The organism is Flavobacterium oncorhynchi (assembly GCF_002217355.1).
Lineage (GTDB): Bacteria > Bacteroidota > Bacteroidia > Flavobacteriales > Flavobacteriaceae > Flavobacterium > Flavobacterium oncorhynchi.
Genome location: NZ_MUHA01000027.1, coordinates 73,585 through 92,321, shown reverse-complemented (window position 1 = coordinate 92,321; position 18,737 = coordinate 73,585). Strand labels below are relative to the sequence as shown.

The 18,737-nt window shown below is 35.0% G+C and carries 17 protein-coding genes; 8 read left to right on the top strand and 9 right to left on the bottom strand.

The window, feature by feature from the left end; all coding sequences use genetic code 11:
• Positions 1–9 precede the first annotated feature (9 nt).
• The 4 genes from B0A75_RS17415 to B0A75_RS17400 form a co-directional block, all read right to left on the bottom strand.
• Entirely contained in the window at positions 10–417 is a 408-nt protein-coding gene (locus B0A75_RS17415) for a DUF1634 domain-containing protein (RefSeq protein WP_089055538.1), read from the bottom strand.
• Positions 404–1,240, bottom strand: a complete 837-nt coding sequence (locus tag B0A75_RS17410; protein ID WP_089055537.1) for a sulfite exporter TauE/SafE family protein — start codon at positions 1,238–1,240, stop codon at positions 404–406. Before B0A75_RS17410 ends, B0A75_RS17415 begins: the two co-directional genes overlap by 14 nt.
• Before the next feature lie 179 nt (positions 1,241–1,419).
• A complete protein-coding gene (locus B0A75_RS17405) occupies positions 1,420–1,854 on the bottom strand; it encodes a DoxX family membrane protein (protein WP_089055536.1) in 435 nt (144 codons plus the stop codon).
• 11 nt (positions 1,855–1,865) lie between these two features.
• Complete coding sequence (locus B0A75_RS17400; RefSeq protein WP_089055535.1) at positions 1,866–2,420, bottom strand: GNAT family N-acetyltransferase; 555 nt, start codon at positions 2,418–2,420, stop codon at positions 1,866–1,868.
• Positions 2,421–2,619: 199 nt separating this feature from the next.
• Here B0A75_RS17400 and B0A75_RS17395 point away from each other — a divergent pair, with 199 nt between their 5' ends.
• Positions 2,620–3,633: a zinc-binding alcohol dehydrogenase family protein gene (locus B0A75_RS17395; protein ID WP_089055534.1), complete on the top strand. Its 1,014-nt coding sequence runs from the start codon at positions 2,620–2,622 to the stop codon at positions 3,631–3,633.
• A gap of 158 nt (positions 3,634–3,791) precedes the next feature.
• On the top strand, positions 3,792–5,015 hold the full coding sequence (locus B0A75_RS17390; RefSeq protein WP_089055533.1) for a PQQ-dependent sugar dehydrogenase: 1,224 nt from the start codon (positions 3,792–3,794) through the stop codon (positions 5,013–5,015).
• 98 nt (positions 5,016–5,113) lie between these two features.
• Here B0A75_RS17390 and B0A75_RS17385 read toward each other — a convergent pair whose 3' ends face one another.
• A complete protein-coding gene (locus tag B0A75_RS17385) occupies positions 5,114–5,596 on the bottom strand; it encodes a hypothetical protein (RefSeq protein WP_089055532.1) in 483 nt (160 codons plus the stop codon).
• A 303-nt stretch (positions 5,597–5,899) separates the two neighbouring features.
• Between B0A75_RS17385 and B0A75_RS17380 the strand changes: the two genes are divergently transcribed.
• Complete coding sequence (locus tag B0A75_RS17380) at positions 5,900–6,955, top strand: NAD(P)-dependent alcohol dehydrogenase (protein WP_089055531.1); 1,056 nt, start codon at positions 5,900–5,902, stop codon at positions 6,953–6,955.
• Positions 6,956–7,042: 87 nt separating this feature from the next.
• On the opposite strand, the gene B0A75_RS17375 is transcribed toward B0A75_RS17380, so the two are convergent.
• On the bottom strand, positions 7,043–7,609 hold the full coding sequence (locus B0A75_RS17375; RefSeq protein ID WP_089055530.1) for a helix-turn-helix domain-containing protein: 567 nt from the start codon (positions 7,607–7,609) through the stop codon (positions 7,043–7,045).
• A gap of 110 nt (positions 7,610–7,719) precedes the next feature.
• On the opposite strand from B0A75_RS17375, the gene B0A75_RS17370 reads away from it, so the two are divergent.
• From B0A75_RS17370 to B0A75_RS17350, 5 genes are read left to right on the top strand one after another with little or no spacing between them, the layout of a single operon-like run.
• Positions 7,720–8,373 carry an HAD hydrolase-like protein gene (locus tag B0A75_RS17370; RefSeq protein WP_089055529.1) on the top strand — a complete coding sequence of 218 codons (654 nt, stop codon included), beginning with the start codon at positions 7,720–7,722 and terminating at the stop codon, positions 8,371–8,373.
• 11 nt (positions 8,374–8,384) lie between these two features.
• Positions 8,385–11,183 (top strand): TonB-dependent receptor, encoded by a 2,799-nt coding sequence (locus tag B0A75_RS17365; protein WP_089055528.1) that lies wholly within the window; start codon positions 8,385–8,387, stop codon positions 11,181–11,183.
• A gap of 60 nt (positions 11,184–11,243) precedes the next feature.
• Positions 11,244–12,755: an alkaline phosphatase D family protein gene (locus B0A75_RS17360; RefSeq protein ID WP_089055527.1), complete on the top strand. Its 1,512-nt coding sequence runs from the start codon at positions 11,244–11,246 to the stop codon at positions 12,753–12,755.
• Entirely contained in the window at positions 12,748–13,833 is a 1,086-nt protein-coding gene (locus B0A75_RS17355) for a zinc-binding dehydrogenase (protein WP_089055526.1), read from the top strand. The genes B0A75_RS17360 and B0A75_RS17355 overlap by 8 nt, the downstream gene beginning before the upstream one ends.
• A 29-nt stretch (positions 13,834–13,862) precedes the next feature.
• Positions 13,863–15,035, top strand: a complete 1,173-nt coding sequence (locus tag B0A75_RS17350) for an MFS transporter (protein ID WP_089055604.1) — start codon at positions 13,863–13,865, stop codon at positions 15,033–15,035.
• Positions 15,036–15,309: 274 nt separating this feature from the next.
• On the opposite strand, the gene B0A75_RS17345 is transcribed toward B0A75_RS17350, so the two are convergent.
• The 3 genes from B0A75_RS17345 to B0A75_RS17335 all read right to left on the bottom strand — a co-directional run bounded on the left by B0A75_RS17345 (position 15,310) and on the right by B0A75_RS17335 (position 18,702).
• Positions 15,310–16,317 (bottom strand): hypothetical protein, encoded by a 1,008-nt coding sequence (locus tag B0A75_RS17345; RefSeq protein WP_244284416.1) that lies wholly within the window; start codon positions 16,315–16,317, stop codon positions 15,310–15,312.
• Between the two features lie 14 nt (positions 16,318–16,331).
• On the bottom strand, positions 16,332–17,555 hold the full coding sequence (locus B0A75_RS17340; protein ID WP_089055524.1) for a hypothetical protein: 1,224 nt from the start codon (positions 17,553–17,555) through the stop codon (positions 16,332–16,334).
• Between the two features lie 352 nt (positions 17,556–17,907).
• Positions 17,908–18,702: a gluconate 5-dehydrogenase gene (locus B0A75_RS17335; protein ID WP_089055523.1), complete on the bottom strand. Its 795-nt coding sequence runs from the start codon at positions 18,700–18,702 to the stop codon at positions 17,908–17,910.
• Positions 18,703–18,737: the final 35 nt, after the last annotated feature.

Sequence of the window (18,737 nt, the reverse complement as noted above, 5' to 3'; positions counted from 1 at the left end):
GATTTCAAATTAATGCGAAAATCCAAAAGAAATACTGGTTATAATGATCAGAATAACGATTAGCGTAATCACGACATATAAATAATCTTTTTCAAGGAAGAATGAAAATAAAGAGAATATAACCCTTAGAACTGGTGTTAAGAAGAGCAAAATGATTCCAAAATAGATTAAATATTCCCCATTACCTTGAAGTACTCCGTGATAAACAGTCGAAATTACTTCAAAGATATTGCGGTCATTTTCTTTAAAAACGGAATAATTTTCAATGTCACTTCCGTGATGCATTAAATAAACAATACCTCCAATAAAAGCTACTGATAGAGAAATCCAAACGCCGTAACGCAGTAAATTACCAATAATGGTTTGAAAATCTTTTTCTCCAAATTTTTCGTGCTGCATAACTTTAGATTTTTCCATTAAGTCCATTATATATCATATTAATTGCGAGAACAAAGATCAAGCACGCAAAAAAGATTCGTAGTTTTTTAGGGTTTGTTCTAACCAAAATTTTAGCACCCGCCATAGCACCAAACAATACACCAATTACAACCGGCATACATATTCCGGGTTCGATATATCCTTTTTGAATATAAATTACGGAACTCGCCATTGCTGTAACGCCCATCATAAAATTGCTTGTTGTAGTCGAAACCTTAAACGGAATACGCATAATATTATCCATTGCAATTACTTTGAAAGCGCCAGAACCTATTCCGAGTAAACCAGACATCATTCCGGCAAGTCCCATCATGCTGAAACCTCCAATAACATTTTTTGTTCCGTAATGAACAACTTCTCCGTTATGAGTAGGATAAGTTCCTTCTAGTTTTAGTTTTTTAGCCAAAGGACTTGATTCTAAAACAATATGCTCTTCTTTTTTTCTAAGAGAATTTATTGCCGAAAAAATCAATGTAAGTCCAAATAAAACAGCAATGAAAGAAGTAGGAGCAATTGCCGAAAGTAAAGCACCGCCAACGGCACCAATAGTGGTTGCAATTTCAAGAAAAATCCCAAGACGCATATTTGTAATTCCTTCTTTTACATAAGCCGCCGCAGAGCCGGAAGAAGTTGCAATTACCGAAACTAAAGCTGCTCCAATTGCATAATGTATATCAACACCAAGTATAATAGTCAATAAAGGAATAATAATTATACCACCGCCCAATCCTGACAACGAACCAATGAAACCAGCCATAAAAGCGCCAAGAAGCATAATCAGGGTAAATGTAAGTACTGTCATTAAGATATGTTTTGTTTGTGGCTAATTTACGAATACATATCAGTTCCTGAAAAAATAAGGGGCTTAAAAATGGCTTAAAAAGGTTTTTAGTTTATGGTTGGTGGTTTATAGTTTGTAGTTCATGAGCATAAAAAAAGAGTTTGCATAGCAAACTCTTTTTTATTCATAACCATTAGCAATCAAATCCTATTATCAACCGCAAAAGTGGTCTTAGCAATTGTAGAAAGCAGTAAAGCCGCTGCCGCACTGGTAAAAACAGAATAATCAAATGGCGCTTTTATTGAAACAGAACCAGCCATTGCGAGCGCAAAAAGAAGCATTAAAACAGCGGTGCCAAAAGCTGCAATTCTAGTTTTAAACCCACTGAGTAATAATACGGCAAGCAGAATTTCAAAAAATGTGGCTGCTGCGCCTAATATTTCTGCAGTAGATTTACTGGCCCACGTGTTAAGAGACTGTGTATAGATGACAAAATTTTCCCAGTTTCCCCACGCAACTGCGTTAGATCCTGGTGCGCCCCAAAGTCCAAATCGATCTGCTACTGCCGAAAGCATTGTAATTCCTAAAACTATTCTTAATACTAATCCTGCATCTGCTGTCGATACGTTTCTCATCTATTTTTATTTTAGTTAATTTGAAGATGTTCCAAATTCTTTTTTACCAAAGTTTTATGTCCAACGGGTTTAAAACCAAGTTTTAAATATAACTTTTTGGCATTTGGATTATCTTCTTCTACAAGTAAACCTAAAGTCTCTTTATTTTTATGAACGTATTTATCAATCAAAAATTGCAGAATTGCAGAACCAATTCCTTTTCCCTGATGTTTCGGATTTATGCCTAAAGAGTCAATATAATATTCACCAGCCTGCGTTTCATCTTCGGGATCAAAATCGGGATTATAATTGTTTCTCACATATTCGATTATCGGATTGCGCAATTTTTGCAAATCGGCACCATCATAAAGATTAACTGCACCAATAATTTCATTATCAGCTTCGGCTACATAACAATTTTGATACGAATATTGATTGTTTTCTGTTTCGACAAAATGCTGCAGAAATTCAAGTGCGCTGTTATAGTCGTCTTTGCAGATAAATTTATAAATAATGTCTTCCATTGCAAGTAACAAAATTGGCGCAATGTATTTAGAATCGGAGATAACAGCTTTTCTGATAATCATAATAGAGTATTTTACTTTTTACAAATTTACAATTATAATATTCAGAGCGTATGATGATTTTATATTTACAATGCTGAATTTGTACCGTTATAGTATTAAAATATACCATATTTAAACTTTAATCTCCTCGTATCTTTGTTAGAGTAAACCAGTTGAGGTAAATGTTAAAACAGAAATAACGAAATAAAAAAGTATAAAAATGAAAGCAATAGGATTTAAAACATCATTGGCTATCGCGGAAAAAGACAGTTTTATCGAATTTGAAACGTCAAAACCAGTTCCTGCTCCCCATGATTTATTAGTAAAAATAGATGCCATTTCAGTAAATCCGGTAGATTTTAAAGTTCGCCAGAGCAGTGCTAAAGATACCGTTTTAGAAAATCCGAAGATTATTGGCTGGGATGCTGTGGGAATTGTAGAAGCTGTCGGCGAAAATGTTACGCTGTTTAAAAAAGGAGACGAAGTTTATTATGCGGGTGATATTACAAAACAAGGAAGCAATGCGGAATATCAAATTATTGATGAACGAATTACCGGCAGAAAGCCAAAATCGTTAAGTATCGAAGAAGCTGCCGTAATACCGTTGACAGGTTTAACAGCTTGGGAAATTTTATTCGATCGAATCCGAATAAATCCGGAGAAAGATAAAGGAAAATCAATTTTAATAATCGGAGGTGCCGGAGGAGTTGGGTCGATTGCAATTCAACTTGCTAAAAAAATCGCTGGTTTAACTGTAATTGCAACAGCTTCACGTTCAGAAACGATAGATTGGTGCAAAAAACAAGGAGCTGATTTTGTAGTTGATCATAAAAATTTAATTGCATCTGTTAAAGAAGCTGGTTTTGAAAATGTAGATTTTATTTTAGACTTTGTCGATACAAACTTGTACTGGGATTTAATGGTTGAATTGATAAAACCTCAAGGACATATTGCTTCAATTACAGGAAGCAGTGATCCTGTGGCGTTGAATAAATTAAAAAATAAAAGTGTATCGTTTTCTTGGGAGTTAATGTATACACGTTCGATGTTTCAAACAGAAGATATGATCGAACAGCATAATATTTTGAATAAAATAGCCGATTTGTTAGATGAAGGTGTTTTGAAAACTACTTTAAATGAAACATTAATAGGTCTTACAGCAGATAATCTAAAAAAGGCGCACCAGCTTTTAGAGTCAGGAAAAGCGATTGGAAAAATCGCAATAAAACTCTAAGTTTTTCTTTAAAAGAATTCAAAAGTCCAATTCAACTCGATTGGACTTTTTTTTGTAAATTGGTGAAATTCTATAAGTTAAAATGTAAATCCTATAAAATTTAATATTCTTAATTTTAGATATTTGTTCGTATTAACCCAAATTAACTAATAACTGCTATGAAAAAATTTAAAGACATTTTTGTTCTTTCAACTGCTTTTTTGATGTTTAGCTGTTCAAGTAATGATAAAGCAAAGAATGATGGAGGAACAAAAACGGATCCTGTAGAAAAAGAAAAGCCAAATTCTAATTATAAACCTGCATTTGTAGGGCAAACCCGAGTAAATGGCGTGACTACCAATACTGCGTTTCAGGCTAGTGTTCTTACATCAGAATTAACAAATCCGTGGGGAGTAAAAAGTCTGCCAGACGGACGTCTTTTGGTTACTCAAAAAACAGGAACAATGCGTATTGTTACTCCTGCAGGAGTTGTAAGCGCTCCTATTACTGGTCTGCCAGCAGTAAATGCTTCAGGACAAGGCGGTTTATTAGGGTTGTGTTTGGATCCTGATTTTGCTTCAAACCAAATGATTTACTGGGTTTTCTCTGAAGCGGTTTCGGGCGGAAATATATCTTCGGTGGCAAAGGGAAAATTATCCAATGATGAGAAAACGATCGAAAATGCGACAATAATTTATCGTTCAAGTCCAGCAAACGCTAGTAATTTGCATTATGGAGGACGAATTCTTTTTGATCAAACAGGAAATCTTATTGTGAGTACAGGAGAACGCTCGGTTTTAGAAACCAGACCTTTGGCACAATCTCTAACAGCGAGTTTAGGAAAAGTAATCAGAATCACCAAAGACGGGAAAGCAGCAACTGGAAATTCAACTTTTGCGGGAGCAGGAGCATTGCCTGAATTGTTTACTTACGGACATAGAAATCCACAGGGACTGGCTGTACATCCAATTACAAAAGAAATTTGGTTGAGCGAACACGGACCGCGAGGCGGTGATGAAATCAATCGACTTCAGGCCGGGTTAAATTATGGCTGGCCGATAATTACGTACGGAATAGAATATAGTGGAGAACCAATTGGTACAGGAATTCAACAAAAAGAAGGAATGGAACAGCCTGTTTACTATTGGGATCCTGTAGTATCGCCAAGTGGAATTACTTTTTACGCGGGAAATCGTATACCAGAATGGGAAAACAATTTGTTTGTTGGCTGTTTAAGCGGTATGCATATCGTTCGCCTTGTTATTAAAGACAATAAAGTTGCAGGAGAAGAGAGACTTCTTGCCAGCGAAAATCAGCGTTTTAGAGATATTACGCAAGGCAGTGATGGTGCTTTGTATGCTGTGACAGATCAAGGAAGGCTTTATAAAATTGATAAAAAGTAACACTTACAGATTTGGATAAATAAGTTATAATGGCGCGATAAGGCGCCATTATTTATTTTGAGAATGATTGTTTGTGCTTTGGTTAGTTTTTTTTGCGTTTACACAGTAAAAAAGGCCTTTGTAACAATCAGCATAATTAGAGTAAGAAAGTAAAGAGCTGTTGCAGCGGCAGCAAAAATGATATGGGCAAAAAACAGCTGAATATAGTACTCTCTAAATCCGATGGAGGGATGATAATGAGTGATTTTAAAAATAAGCATCCAGCTGATTATACCAATTATACCACTGATAACTCCAAGTATAAGAGCACTTAGTGCTGAAACTGCTAAAATATCTTCTGCCCAAATGATATGATAAGCGCCTACAAATAGAAAGCCAATTACAAAATGAAGAAACCATCCCAAATTATTTTTAGACTCAGTTGTAATGTCAATATTCATTTTGACTAGTACCGAGCTTAGAAGTACAGGGTCTCGGTATAATTTTCTGTAATTTTTGGACATAAAGTAACTGAACCACGTCATTGCTGATGTCGCAGCTCCCGAAATTAAAACCAGTTGTATGAAAATGTATAAATCCATAATCTTCGGTTTATAGTTCAAAAAATGCTCTTTTCAAAGTTAAATCGATAATTGCTGGAAAGCTTATATTATTGAACTTTGTAATTATATAATTATCAGCATAAAATCGATGCTAGCTGATGTTTTTGTTTTTAAAGTATTGATTTTTAGTGGTTAAGTTGTTTTTGGGTTATGAAAAAACAATCCAATTAGTTATCTTTATAAAGTTTAGAATTGTTTGAATTTCATAAGTAAATGTTTCTTTTCTGTTATTTTTAAAGAGAGAGGGTTTTTAATTTTACACTATAATTTAATATATAAAGTATGAACACAATTAACGCAAAAGCATTTGGAACCATTGCAGCCGATGCATCATTAGAAGAAATGACAATCGCGCGCAGAGAAGTTTTGGCAAAAGACATCGAAATAGAAATTTTGTATTGTGGTGTCTGTCATTCAGATTTACATACTGCAAGAAACGATTGGGGAGGAACACAATATCCAGCTGTTCCTGGTCATGAAATTGTGGGAAGAGTAACTAAGGTAGGAAGCGAAGTAACAAAACTTAAAGTCGGCGATTTAGCAGGAGTAGGGTGTTTGGTCGATTCATGTCATACTTGTGATAGTTGTAAAAATGACCTTGAGCAGTATTGCTTAAATGGTTTTACAGGAACTTACAATGGACGAGATATTCATTTAGGCGGACATACTTATGGAGGTTATTCTCAAAAAGTAGTTGTTGATGAACATTTTGTTTTAAAAGTGCCTGCAAACTTAAATTTAGCGGCAGTTGCACCATTACTTTGTGCAGGAATTACAACTTGGTCACCATTAAAACACTGGAATGTTGGCAAAGGAAGCAAAGTCGCGGTAGTTGGTTTGGGCGGACTTGGACATATGGCTATTAAACTGGCGAAAGGTCTTGGTGCCGAAGTTACCTTGTTTTCAAGAACTCCGGATAAAGAAAAGGACGCTTTAGAACTGGGTGCAGATGCTGTAGTAATTTCAACAGATAATAATCAGATGAATGCAGTAAGCGGAAAGTTTGATTTAATTATTGATACTGTTCCTTATGTTCATGATGTAAATCCTTATGTTGCTACGTTAAGTATCAGCGGAACTTTAGTTTTAGTGGGGTATTTAGGAGGTTTAGAACCTATTTTAAATACTGTGCCAATGATTTTAGGCAGAAAATCTGTTGCAGGTTCTGTAATTGGCGGAATTGCCGAAACACAAGAGATGTTAGATTTTTGTGGAAAACACAATATCGTTTCGGAAATTGAAATTATTAAAATGCAGGAAATTAACGAAGCTTACGAAAGAATGCTGAAAAGCGATGTAAGATACCGTTTTGTAATTGATATGGCTTCTTTGAAGTAATAGATTAAGATTTTGGAAAAAAGAAAATCCCAAGTATCAATAAGATGATACTTGGGATTTTTTATTTTCAGTTAAAAAAGCAGTTTTTTAATTATCGAAAAAATATACGATTAGCATCTTTACAGGCTTTTTACTTTTATTGATTGGCACGTGTTTCAATCTTCCATCAAAAAATAACGAATCGCCTTCTTTTAAAGTGTAGGTTTCATTTGCTATCAAATAATCAACTTCGCCGGATATAATGTATTTATATTCAAAAGCATCAGTACTTACCTGATCTCTGTAACTATTAGGTTCAAGAGTCAAGAAAACAATATCAATAGTAGAATTTTTTATGGTGCGGGTTAAAAAACGCTCGTACGAAAAACCATTTGATCCTTCCTTTTGAAACAGGTCGTATTCGTCTTTTCTTTTTATAAGCACCATTTCATCTTCCTGAGTCATATCCTTAAAGAATTCGCTCAAGTTAATCTGCAGAGCAGAAACGACGCTGAGTAAAACTGTTAATGAAGGAATGCTTCTTCCGTTCTCAATCTGAGAAATCATGCCTTTGCTTACGTCACTTAAATCTGCAAGTTCCTGTACAGTAAAGCCTTTTTCGATTCGGTATTGTTTTATTCTCTTACTGATTTCAAGTAAAATAGCTCCTTCCATGTTTAGTATTTGTATACAAAAGTTTATTTATAATAAACATTACTTCATAATTTGTTTACATATAGTAAACATTTGTATAGTAATATTGCACTGTAAAAATAGACAAAAATATGGAATTAATTGTATTTGATATGGCTGGCACAACAGTCCATGATGAAAATAAAGTTGGCTTAACATTGCAAACCGTTTTAAAGGAATTTGGTTATGATTTTTCTCTTGATCAGATTAATGTAGTAATGGGTTATGAAAAACCAGCAGCGATTTCGATTTTATTAGAAGAGAAAAGACCTGAGTTAATAAATAAAATCCATCAAGTTTTTGCAGCAAAAATGATTGCTTTTTATGAGCAGAGCAACGATGTAAAAGCAACTTCAAATGCTCATGAAACGATTCAGTATTTAAGAAAAAATGGGATAAAAGTAGCTTTCGATACAGGATTTTCTCGTCCGATTGCCGATGCTATTTTCGAAAAACTAAACTGGAAACAAGGCATTGATTTCGATTTCAGTATTACTTCTGATGAGGTTGAGCATGGACGTCCTTATCCAGATATGATTTTTAGGGCTATGGAACACTTTAATATCGCAGACGCTTCATTAGTTGGAAAAGTCGGCGATACAATGTCGGATTTGCAGCAAGGCGAAAATGCAAAATGCGGATTAGTAGTCGGCGTGACTACTGGAGCATACAGCCGAGAAGAATTAGAGCATCACTTCTACCATTATATTATTGACGATTTATCAGAATTAAAAAACAAACTTTAATTAATAAACTCATGAAGGCTTTACTGTACATTGCAGCTGCATTATTCTTAACAACTTCGTATGCACAAGAAGTTAAAGGTAAAATCAGCAGTGAATCCGGACCTTTACATCCGGCTTCGATTTTAGTTATAGAGCAATCTAGAACTATAGACACAGACCAAAATGGTAATTTCTCTTTTAAACTTAAAGCAGGGCAATATCATTTAGAAATTTCAAGTGAAAACTATACTTCAAAAAAAATTGCAGTAAACGTTTCAACAAAAAATATTGATTTAGGAACTATTGTTCTCGCTGGTAGAGAAGAAAAACTGGATGAAGTAGTTTTAGAATATTATAGCAGCGGAGAAAGAAAAGCGATGGATATGCGCCAAAGTTCAAATGCTATTATGGATGTTGTTAGTGCAGATGCAATGGGTAAAATGCCAGATATTAGTGCAGCTGAGGCTGTACAAAGAATTCCGGGCGTGAGTATAGACAGAGATCAGGGAGAAGGAAGATACGTAACCGTAAGAGGAACGCCGTCGCAATGGAGTTCGGCAACAATTAATGGGGATCGAATGCCATCTGCAAAAACCTCAGGAGATTTGCTTGGTAATCGTACGGTGCCAATGGATTTATTGCCAACAGAATTTCTGGAATATATTCAGGTTGTAAAAGCAATTACACCAGAATATGAAGGAGATGCTATTGGAGGAACGATTAATTACATCCCGAAGTTTTCTCCTAAAAAAGAAACTTTTCGTGCGACTGTTGCCATTCCTGTTAATCTTCGTGCAGACGATAAAGTGGGGTATAATAGCACGGTATTATACGGTAATCGATTTTTTAAAAAGAAATTCGGCTTTCTAGCCATGACCAATTATAATCGACGTACTTATTCTACAGATGATTATGAGGTTGTTTATGGTAATGCATTACACAATGTAAATACGCTGGATGTTAGAAATTATCAGGGAGTGAGAACTAATACCGGATTTAATGTTGCAACAGATTTTCGTTTTAACAGCCGAAACAAAATTTACGCTCGTGGTTACTACAGTCAATTTCTAGACGAAGAGCAAAACAGAAAAACAATGCACTACTTTAATAAAACGACAAGTAATGCTGTATTGCGTTGGAGTACTGTAGATTATTTGTTTAAAAATTACGGAGGTGAATTTGGATACGAAAGTAAAATATCAGACAAGTTGAAGATGAATGCCAAAGTTGCTGCTTATACTTCATGGGCAGGTTATAATGGCCCTTCATCGGCAACAAAAAATGACAGAGGTTATTATTATGGAAACTGGATACAAACTGTAAAATATGATAATTTGGTAAAAGTCGACGGTACAAATTATAAGTTTTTGCAAGGCGACGGACCAGCGGGTTACGTGGGTGATCCATCCAACAATATTCAGCCGCACTTTTCGGCGCCATATGATCCAGAAAAATATTATTTAGACAGATATGTAACTTCAATTCGTAATGTTGAAGAGAAAGATCAAGTAGCTGCCGCCGATTTTAATTATACTGCGAAAGAAAATTTGAAAATTAAGTTTGGAGGAAAATTTAGAAACAAAACCAGTACATACGACTACCGTTACATTACTTGGATTTATGATACAAAAGCGCCAAAAGCCTATTTAAATCAATGGGAAAGAGAAGCATTTCCAAGTAATAATTGGTTTCCTGAATTGAATAATAATTATGATAATTTAAAATTCAATTATCCAACAGAAAATTCTTTTATTGACCCAATGGGAAATCCTGCGATTGCCAAGAACTTAAAGTATAACTATCAGGATGTAACTAACTCAAGTTATGCAACAGGTAATTATGATGCTACCGAAAAAGTTTGGGCAGGTTACGGATCTGCAGAATGGAATATTAACGACGATTTTCGTTTTGTGGGTGGAATTCGATATGAAAACACAGCTGTAGATGCAAAAAGCTACGAGTTTAATGATAAAACCAAAGTAGTTACACCAATATACGGAAGTAAAAATTACGGTGCATTTTTACCAATGGTACATCTGATTTACAAACCATCAAAGAAATTGGATTTAAGAGCGGCAGTTACCAGAACTTTTGCCCGTCCGGCTTTTAACGAATTGAGCCCGAGTAATAGAGTGAATCCCGATAATCATACGGTTGTAGAAGGAAACATCGATTTAAAACCAACATTTTCATGGAATTATGATGTAGTAGGTTCTTATTATTTAAACAAAAACGATTACATAACAGGAAGTGTTTTTTATAAAGATCTTAAAGATTTAATTTATACATCGACAACTGATGAAATAAGAACTGTTGGCGGAGCCGAAGATTTGTATAAAGTTTCAAGACCTTTAAATTCTGACAATGCATTCTTGTACGGAATAGAAGTAGGTTTCAATAAGAAATTTAAAGAATTACCTGGATTTCTAAGCAATTTTAGTCTAAAAGCCAATTATACTTTTACAAAATCCGAAACCACATTATCAGATCGAGGCGACGAAAAAATAGGTTTAATGAATCAATCGCCAAACATTTTTAATGCATCGCTTATATACGAATACAAAGGTTTTGCAGCACGATTGGCAGCCAATTATCGTGAAGCCTTTTTAGTAGAAATCCGCGATAACAAAGGAGCTGACAGATATCAGGACAAAGATTTTCATTTAGATATGAACCTTTCTTATACAACACCTAAGAATATTACATTCTTCATCGATCTTAACAACCTTAACAATCAAGAGTTACGTTATTATCATGGTGTAGTTTCAAGACCGGAGCAGGTGGAGTATTACGGCATTCGCGGTAAAATTGGAGCAAGCTATAGATTTTAATAATTTCTAAACATAAAGGTAACATTCAAGTAGTACTATTGTGTTTTTTATAAAGATAAGATGAACAGAAGAGGTTTTGTAAAAAGGTCAATGCTCGGAATGATTCCGCTGTTGTTTCCTGTAAAAGTATTTTCATTATTTGCCCAAAATAACAATGCGCATTTTATGCATGGAGTGGCTTCTGGAGATCCTACAGACGATGCGGTAATACTATGGACACGTATTACAACAGAATTTTCAGGAATTTGCAATGTCGAATGGCAGATTGCAAATGATGAAGCTTTTAAAAACATAGTAAATAAAGGTTTCGTAACAACATCACAAGACCGCGATTATACGGTTAAGATTGATGCAACTAATCTAGAAAGTAATCAGGTTTACTTTTACAGGTTTATTTACAACGAAACGACTTCTGATATTGGAGTTTGTAAAACATTGCCTGATTCGCTTTTAAAACCGCTTCAAATAGCAGTTGTAAGCTGCAACAATTACGAAGACGGTTATTTTACCTCATTCCGCCATATTGCAGATAATAAAGCCATTGATTATGTATTTCATTTAGGCGATTATATCTATGAATACGGAACAGGACAATATGCGAATAAAGCTTTTCTTGAAGAAAGCAATCGTTTAAACGACCCGCTTCATGAACTTATTTCATTAGCAGATTATAGAAAAAGATATGCTCTTTATCGTAAAGATAAAGAGCTTCAAAAAGCGCATCGCACAAAATCCTTTATCTGTATTTGGGACGATCACGAATTGGCTAATAATGCGTACTTCGGCGGAGCAAAAAATCACCAGAGCAACGAAGGAAATTGGACTGACAGAAGCGCCGCTGCTGTACAGGCTTATTTTGAATGGATGCCTGTAAGAGCTAAATCGACAAGCGAAATGATTCGTTCGATTAAAATAGGAAAAGAGGCTAATTTCTTTTTCTTGGAAGAACGATTAGACGGCAGAGACAAACAGTTATTAAGCAGCGACCCAGAAAAATTTAATTCGCAGCGAAAAATGATTTCCAAAAAACAGTTTGATCATTTGTCAGATGAATTGAAAAATAGTGATGCAAGATGGAATTTCCTCGTAAATCAGGTCATGTTTACAGGTTATAAAAGCAAAAAAATAGAAACGGTAAAAGAGGAGGATTGGTGGACTGGTTATCCTTATCAAAGAGAACAGCTGATTGAAGTTTTTGAGAGCTTGAAAAACCCGCCGATTATTTTAACAGGAGATCATCATCAAAGTCATGTTTTAGAATTAAACGCGCCAGATTCGGCTAATAATAAACGTATTGCTTGGGAGTTTTTAACGCCGTCGATAACTTCTAAAAATGATGACCGCTTAACCAGCGAGCAAATTGCCAAAAAAAGCAAACTCTTATACAAGCTTAATCCGCATATGATTTACAATGATATTGCAGCTCACGGCTATTTTATTTTGAAAGTGAGTAAAAAGCAAATCAACATCAGTTATAAATTCAATTCCGATATACTGCTGCGAGATGGTGGTGAAAGGCAAGGTCCTGATTTTACAATTGATAACTTAAACAACTTAAAGAAAAATGTGTAGTTCATGTATTATGCTGTTTAATGAAAAAAACGGCAGTATTCTTCCCGAATATACGGCTTTGCCAGCATTGCAGGCAGGCGAGATTTTAGTAAAAAACAAATACACGACTTTGTGCGGCAGCGACCTGCATACTTTTACAGGAAGACGAAAAGAACCGTCGCCAATAGTTTTAGGACATGAGATCGTAGGAGAAATTTTGGAACTATCGCAAAGCGAGCCTTTTTATGATTTAAATGGAAATATCTTAAAAGAGGGCGATCTTATTACCTGGACCATTTTTGCTGCAACAGATTCAGATGAGTTTGTAAGAGATAAAATGCCTCAAAAATCTGCTGGTTTATTTAAATACGGACACGTTCAGTTTAAGGAAAACGAGAAGTTTAACGGTGGATTGGGTACGCATTGTGTATTGAAAAAGGGAACAGGGATTTTGAAACTGCCTTCGTCTATAGATGAAAAATTTGCACCAATTATTAATTGCGCCGGAGCTACAGCAATGGCAGCTTATCGATTAATTAGTCAAATTGAGAGCAAAAATGTTCTAATTCTAGGTGCAGGAGTTTTAGGTTTAATTGCTGCAGCTATTGCAAAACAGAAAAAAGCATCGTCGGTTACGGTCATTGATATTGATGACAGGCGATTAGAGAAAAGTAAATCTTTTGGTGCCGATTATATTTATAACAGCACAAATCCAATTGAAGAACTTACTCAAATAACGTCAGGATTTTATAAAAAAGGCTTTGATGTTATTATCGATATGAGCGGTTCTATTGAAGCTATAAAAACAGGTTTGCAGTTTAGCGCAGTAGGAGCAGAACACATTTGGATAGGCGCCGTAACTCCAACAGAAAGTATTGAAGTTAATGCTGAGGTAGTGATTCGTAAATTGTTAAGCATAAAAGGAATGCATAATTATAATTATGAAGATTTTATTAATGCCGTTTCATTTTTTGAAGATCATTTTTCAGATTATCCTTTTGTTACTTTCATCGAAAAAGAATTTCCATTACAAGAAACCCTAGAAGCATTTCAATATGCAATTAAACATAAACCATACAGGGTTTTAATAACAATTTAATGATTAGTAGAATTTCAAAAAAATACCAAATGCTTTTTATCACCATGTTTTGTTACCTGTTTTTTTATACAGGTAGACATAACTTTGGCTGGGCAACAAAAGCAATGCGTGAAGATTTAGGAATTTCATATACTTTTATTGGCTGGATAAGTTTTGCTATGCTGATTGGTTATTCGCTAGGACAGTTTATCAACGGGAATCTTGCCGATCGTTTTAATCCAAAATACTTAGTACCAATAGGAGCTTACTTGTCTATTGCCTGCAACTTAGGAATTAGTTTTACCCATTCGCCTTATATCATTTTAGTTTTATGGTTCTTAAACGGCTATTTTCAATCGATGGCTTGGGCTCCTGGGGGAAAAATAATTGCCAATTGGTTTAAAACTGAAGAGCAGAACAAAGCCTTTGGTTTATATACCATGGCGGCGGGATTTTCATCGGCAGTGACTTTTGGTATTTCAATTTACATTACCTCGCTTCATTTAGACTGGAGAATGTTGTTTAGATTGCCGGTTTTATTACTATTTGTATCGGCTACCGTATTTTTAGTTTTTATAAAAGCATCGCCGGTTCCTGTAGAAAGAAAATCAAAAGGTTTCGATTTTGCAGCAATAAAAAAGAGCTACAGTGAAGTTTTGGGACATAAAAAGTTTAGATTAGTCTGCCTGTCATTTGGGTTGGAAAGTATGGCGCGCTACGGATTAATATTTTGGGTTCCTGTGCATTTTTTAGGTGATAACTGGAAAGAAGATCCTTCGTTAATCTGGGTTACCTTTTTGCTTCCGTTAGGTATGGCTTTTGGTGCTTTTAGTTTTGGACAGCTGTCAACAACGCTTTTTAAAAGCAATTACAAATCTATATTTATGGGAATGCTGGTTTGCTGCGGGCTTTCATTTCTATTGTTCTTTATGCATAATGCAAATCTAGTTGTGATAGGATTTCTTTTGATTGCCTGCGGTTTTTTTGTTTACGGACCTCAAGCTAACTTTTGGGCTTTATGTCCGCAGATAATGGGGCGGGAGCGAACAGGAACTGCAATTGGAACCATGAATATGTGCGGTTATCTTTTTGCAGCTTTAGGAGAGCCATTACTTGGGTATATTATTGAAAAAACAGGAAATACGAAGTTTTTATTCTTAGTCATTTCTATAATATGTTTATTGTCAGCCTCAATAATGTATTTGATTAAAGAAGAGCGATAAAAGCTATTTTTCATAAAATAAAAACACCTCTAAAGCCTAAAGTTTTAGAGGTGTTTTTGATTGTAATTGAATTGTTTAAAATGCTTTGCGCATAATTTTTAAACACATAGAAATATAGTTTTATACTTCAATAAAAGGCGTTTCACTTAATTTAAATGCACATAGCGCGCCTATGTGAGAGAAACGTGTGTTTTTTTGTCTCCTTGTTATAGATAAAAATAGAGTCTATGTTTCTATGTGTTTAATACGTATTCAACAAGGGCAGAGGAGAATTTTACTTTTGCTCCGCAATTGTTGATTTATTAAGCTTAACAACTCGAATTGTTTTATTTGTATTATCAGATAAAAAGATGCGATCATTAAGCAGTACAGTACTTACAATAGTGCCAAAAGGATTTTGTCCCATAATATCAGAAGCATTTACTCTTGGTTTGTATTCTCTATTGTTAAACTCATCTTTTGGATAAAGACGTAAATAAGAGGTGTTTCCTGCGTTTTCTGATGTTATCGCCCAATCTTTACTAAATACTACCGCAATTGGTTTTGCGTCTTCAAAAGGAGCTTTTACGGGTTCTAATGGAGTGGTTATTGAAGCTGCAGCATTGGCACGAATTCCGGCAATGTTATAATATAAATAGCTTTTAGCATCTCTTCCTGCAACTACCAAATTTCCATCGGTTACATCCATAGAATACACTTGATCGAAACCGCTTAAAGTATTAAGTTTAGCAAAAGGTTTTAAATTCCAGTCACTGGTTTCGGTAATTTGTGAAGCTTCAAAAACTTTAATAGATTTTTCTTTTTCCTTTACAAATACCAATCCGTCCTTTGCAACAACGCCAAAAACGTGTACAAAAGTCTGCCACCATTGTCCGTTTCCAACCGTGTTAATTCCAAGAGTAGTGCTTTCGTCAAGAACAAAAAGTCTCGATTCTACACTTCCAACATAAATTCGTCCATTATCAATAGAAACAGATGTTAAATTAACAAACGGAATTGTTGTGCTTCCTTTTGTGTAGTTTGCAATTGTTTTAATATGTGCTAAAGTCACGGCATTAAAAACCTCTAAAACATTGCCATTGCAAACATATAATTTCTCTTTTGAAATCGTAATTCCTTTAGGATCAAGTGTTCCGGCTCCGTCGCCAATTTGTTTAGCTGTAATAGAAGCTTCGTTTGTAGGGTAGTAATAGTCGTAATTTGTTGGTTCAGGACCATCAGAATCTTTGCTGCAACTGGTAATAAAACAAAGCAGCAGTATTAAAAAAGGTAGTTTATTCATGTTGATTTTGCGGGTTAGTTCCATTTTCCTTCTCCTTTATATTTTAGTAAAAATGGGTTTTTAGGATTGATCTTAAATTCTGGTTTTTTATATTTACCCGTTAGGTAGCTTGTTTTGCTGTATCCTTTTAGGACTTCAGGATCTGTAAAAGGAAGATCGTTTAAGTAAATCAAGTATTTGTAAAAATCAGTAAGCATTTCCTGTTGACCGCCGCCTTCACCGCTGTTTGCTAAGTTACTGCTGTGTCCCCAGCCAATATGATGCGAGTATTCGTGTGACCAAACCGACATTTCACCTAACCAGTGTCCTGTAACATAACCAGATTCCCATTGAGAAGCCAATGCACCGCCGCCTAAAGCTGCTGCACCGCCAACCATTGCCATATTAACCGTTCTGCCATCAAGGTAATTCCAGTACGTTTTTTCTATTTCCTCTTTAGTTAAATAGTCGTAAGTCCCGTCCTTATCTTCAGCATTACCATGCCAATTAAGTGCGCCATTTATTGCGGTTCCTGCTGTAGCTGCCTGTTCTTGTTTGTATTTGTTGAAATTTGTAAAAGTGCTGTAATACAAAGGATGACTTAAAGCATAAGAATAATTGATGATCATAGTTATGGCTTCTTTTGCTAAAACTGGATTCATTGGTAAAAACTTACCAAGTTCATTGGTATGATATGCAGCGCTAAATTGTACTAAGTGTGTAGACTTGATTTTTTTAAATTTCTGAAATAAAGGATCGGTAGATTCTACAGAAAACTCGATTGCTCCCGAAGAAAATCCTTCGATTTTATCGATCGTTACTGTTTTGCCGTTTTCAAGTTCGTAGTCGTGTTTTCCTGCAGTTAACGGAATTTGATGGAAAGATCTGTGAAAAGCGGGTACTTTTGAAAAATTGTAAAGAACAAAGCGTTTTTCGTAGTTAGGTAATTTAGCATATATTTTCACATCAGTCAATCCAACTGGTGAATACAGTGATACCTGAACAGAATCTTTGCCTTTTTGAATTACTTGCAAAGGCTCATTTACTCTAAACCAGCGGTCTTTATTGTCGTACATTTTTGAAGAGTTTTCAGCGTCTTCAAACATTGTAAAGGCACGATTTCCTGCTGGTAATGTTGCAGCGTCAATACTAGGTAGATAATTTGGCTTGTAATTTTCGCCGTCTTCCTTGTCACTGCACGCAAAAGTGATACTTGCCAGAACGGCAAGTACTGGAAAAAAATAATACGTTTTTTTCATTAGTAGGGTTTTGATTAAACTTGGGGTTTGTTTTTAATTTTTTAATATTAAAGCGCAAATTTCGTTTAAAAAACGATATTTTTAGTAAGAAATTTTTAATTTTTTAAGATTTATCTGTAAAATACTCAGAAACAGTAAAAAAAGCAAAGCCTAATGCTGTAAACAAAAGGCTTTGCTGAAGAAAGCTCCAGAGGAGCTGAATATTTATAGCATAATTTAGTTCCGTGCATAAAAAGCTCCAGAGGAGCGGCATATTTTTTTTAAAAATATATATTCCGCTCCGCTGGAGCATTTTTTATAAAATAGTGTAAGTTCAACGAACGAATGTTAATTTTATGATGTTAATTACGATCTAATTTTCGTTAGATGGTTTTCCAATTGTTGCTAGTATACCGCCGTCTACATAAACAATATGACCGTTTACAAAATCACTTGCTTTTGAGCTTAAAAAGATTGCTGCACCTTGTAAATCGTCTGGATCTCCCCAACGTCCTGCTGGAGTTCTTCCCATAATAAACTCATTAAAAGGATGTCCGTTTACTCGAATTGGAGCCGTTTGGCTTGTTGCAAAATAACCAGGACCAATTCCGTTTGTTTGAATGTTGAATTTAGCCCATTCCGTAGCCATGTTTTTAGTCAGCATTTTTAATCCGCCTTTTGCCGATGCGTAAGCACTTACAGAATCTCGGCCAAGTTCACTCATCATTGAACACATATTAATGATTTTTCCGCCTCCGCGTGTAATCATTCCTTTAGCAACATTTTTAGAAACAATAAAAGGACCTGTTAAATCAACCTTTACCACAGCTTCAAAATCTGCAACTTCCATTTCGATAATTGGCGTTCTTTTGATAATTCCGGCATTGTTTATTAAAATATCGATAGGACCTACTTCAGACTCTATTTTATTAATTGCTTCGATTACTGCATTTTCATCAGTAACATCAAATAAGTAACCGTAAGCCTCAATTCCTTCCGATTTGTATTCGGCAATTGCATTGTTTACAGCTTCTTGCGACGAATGGTCGTTTACTACAATTTTTGCACCTGCATGTCCAAGTCCTTTAGCCATTGCCATTCCTAATCCGTGAACACCACCTGTAATTAATGCTGTTTTTCCTGTTAAATCAAATAAATTAATTGACATTCTTTTTTTTGTTTATAGTTAATAGTAATTCTGTT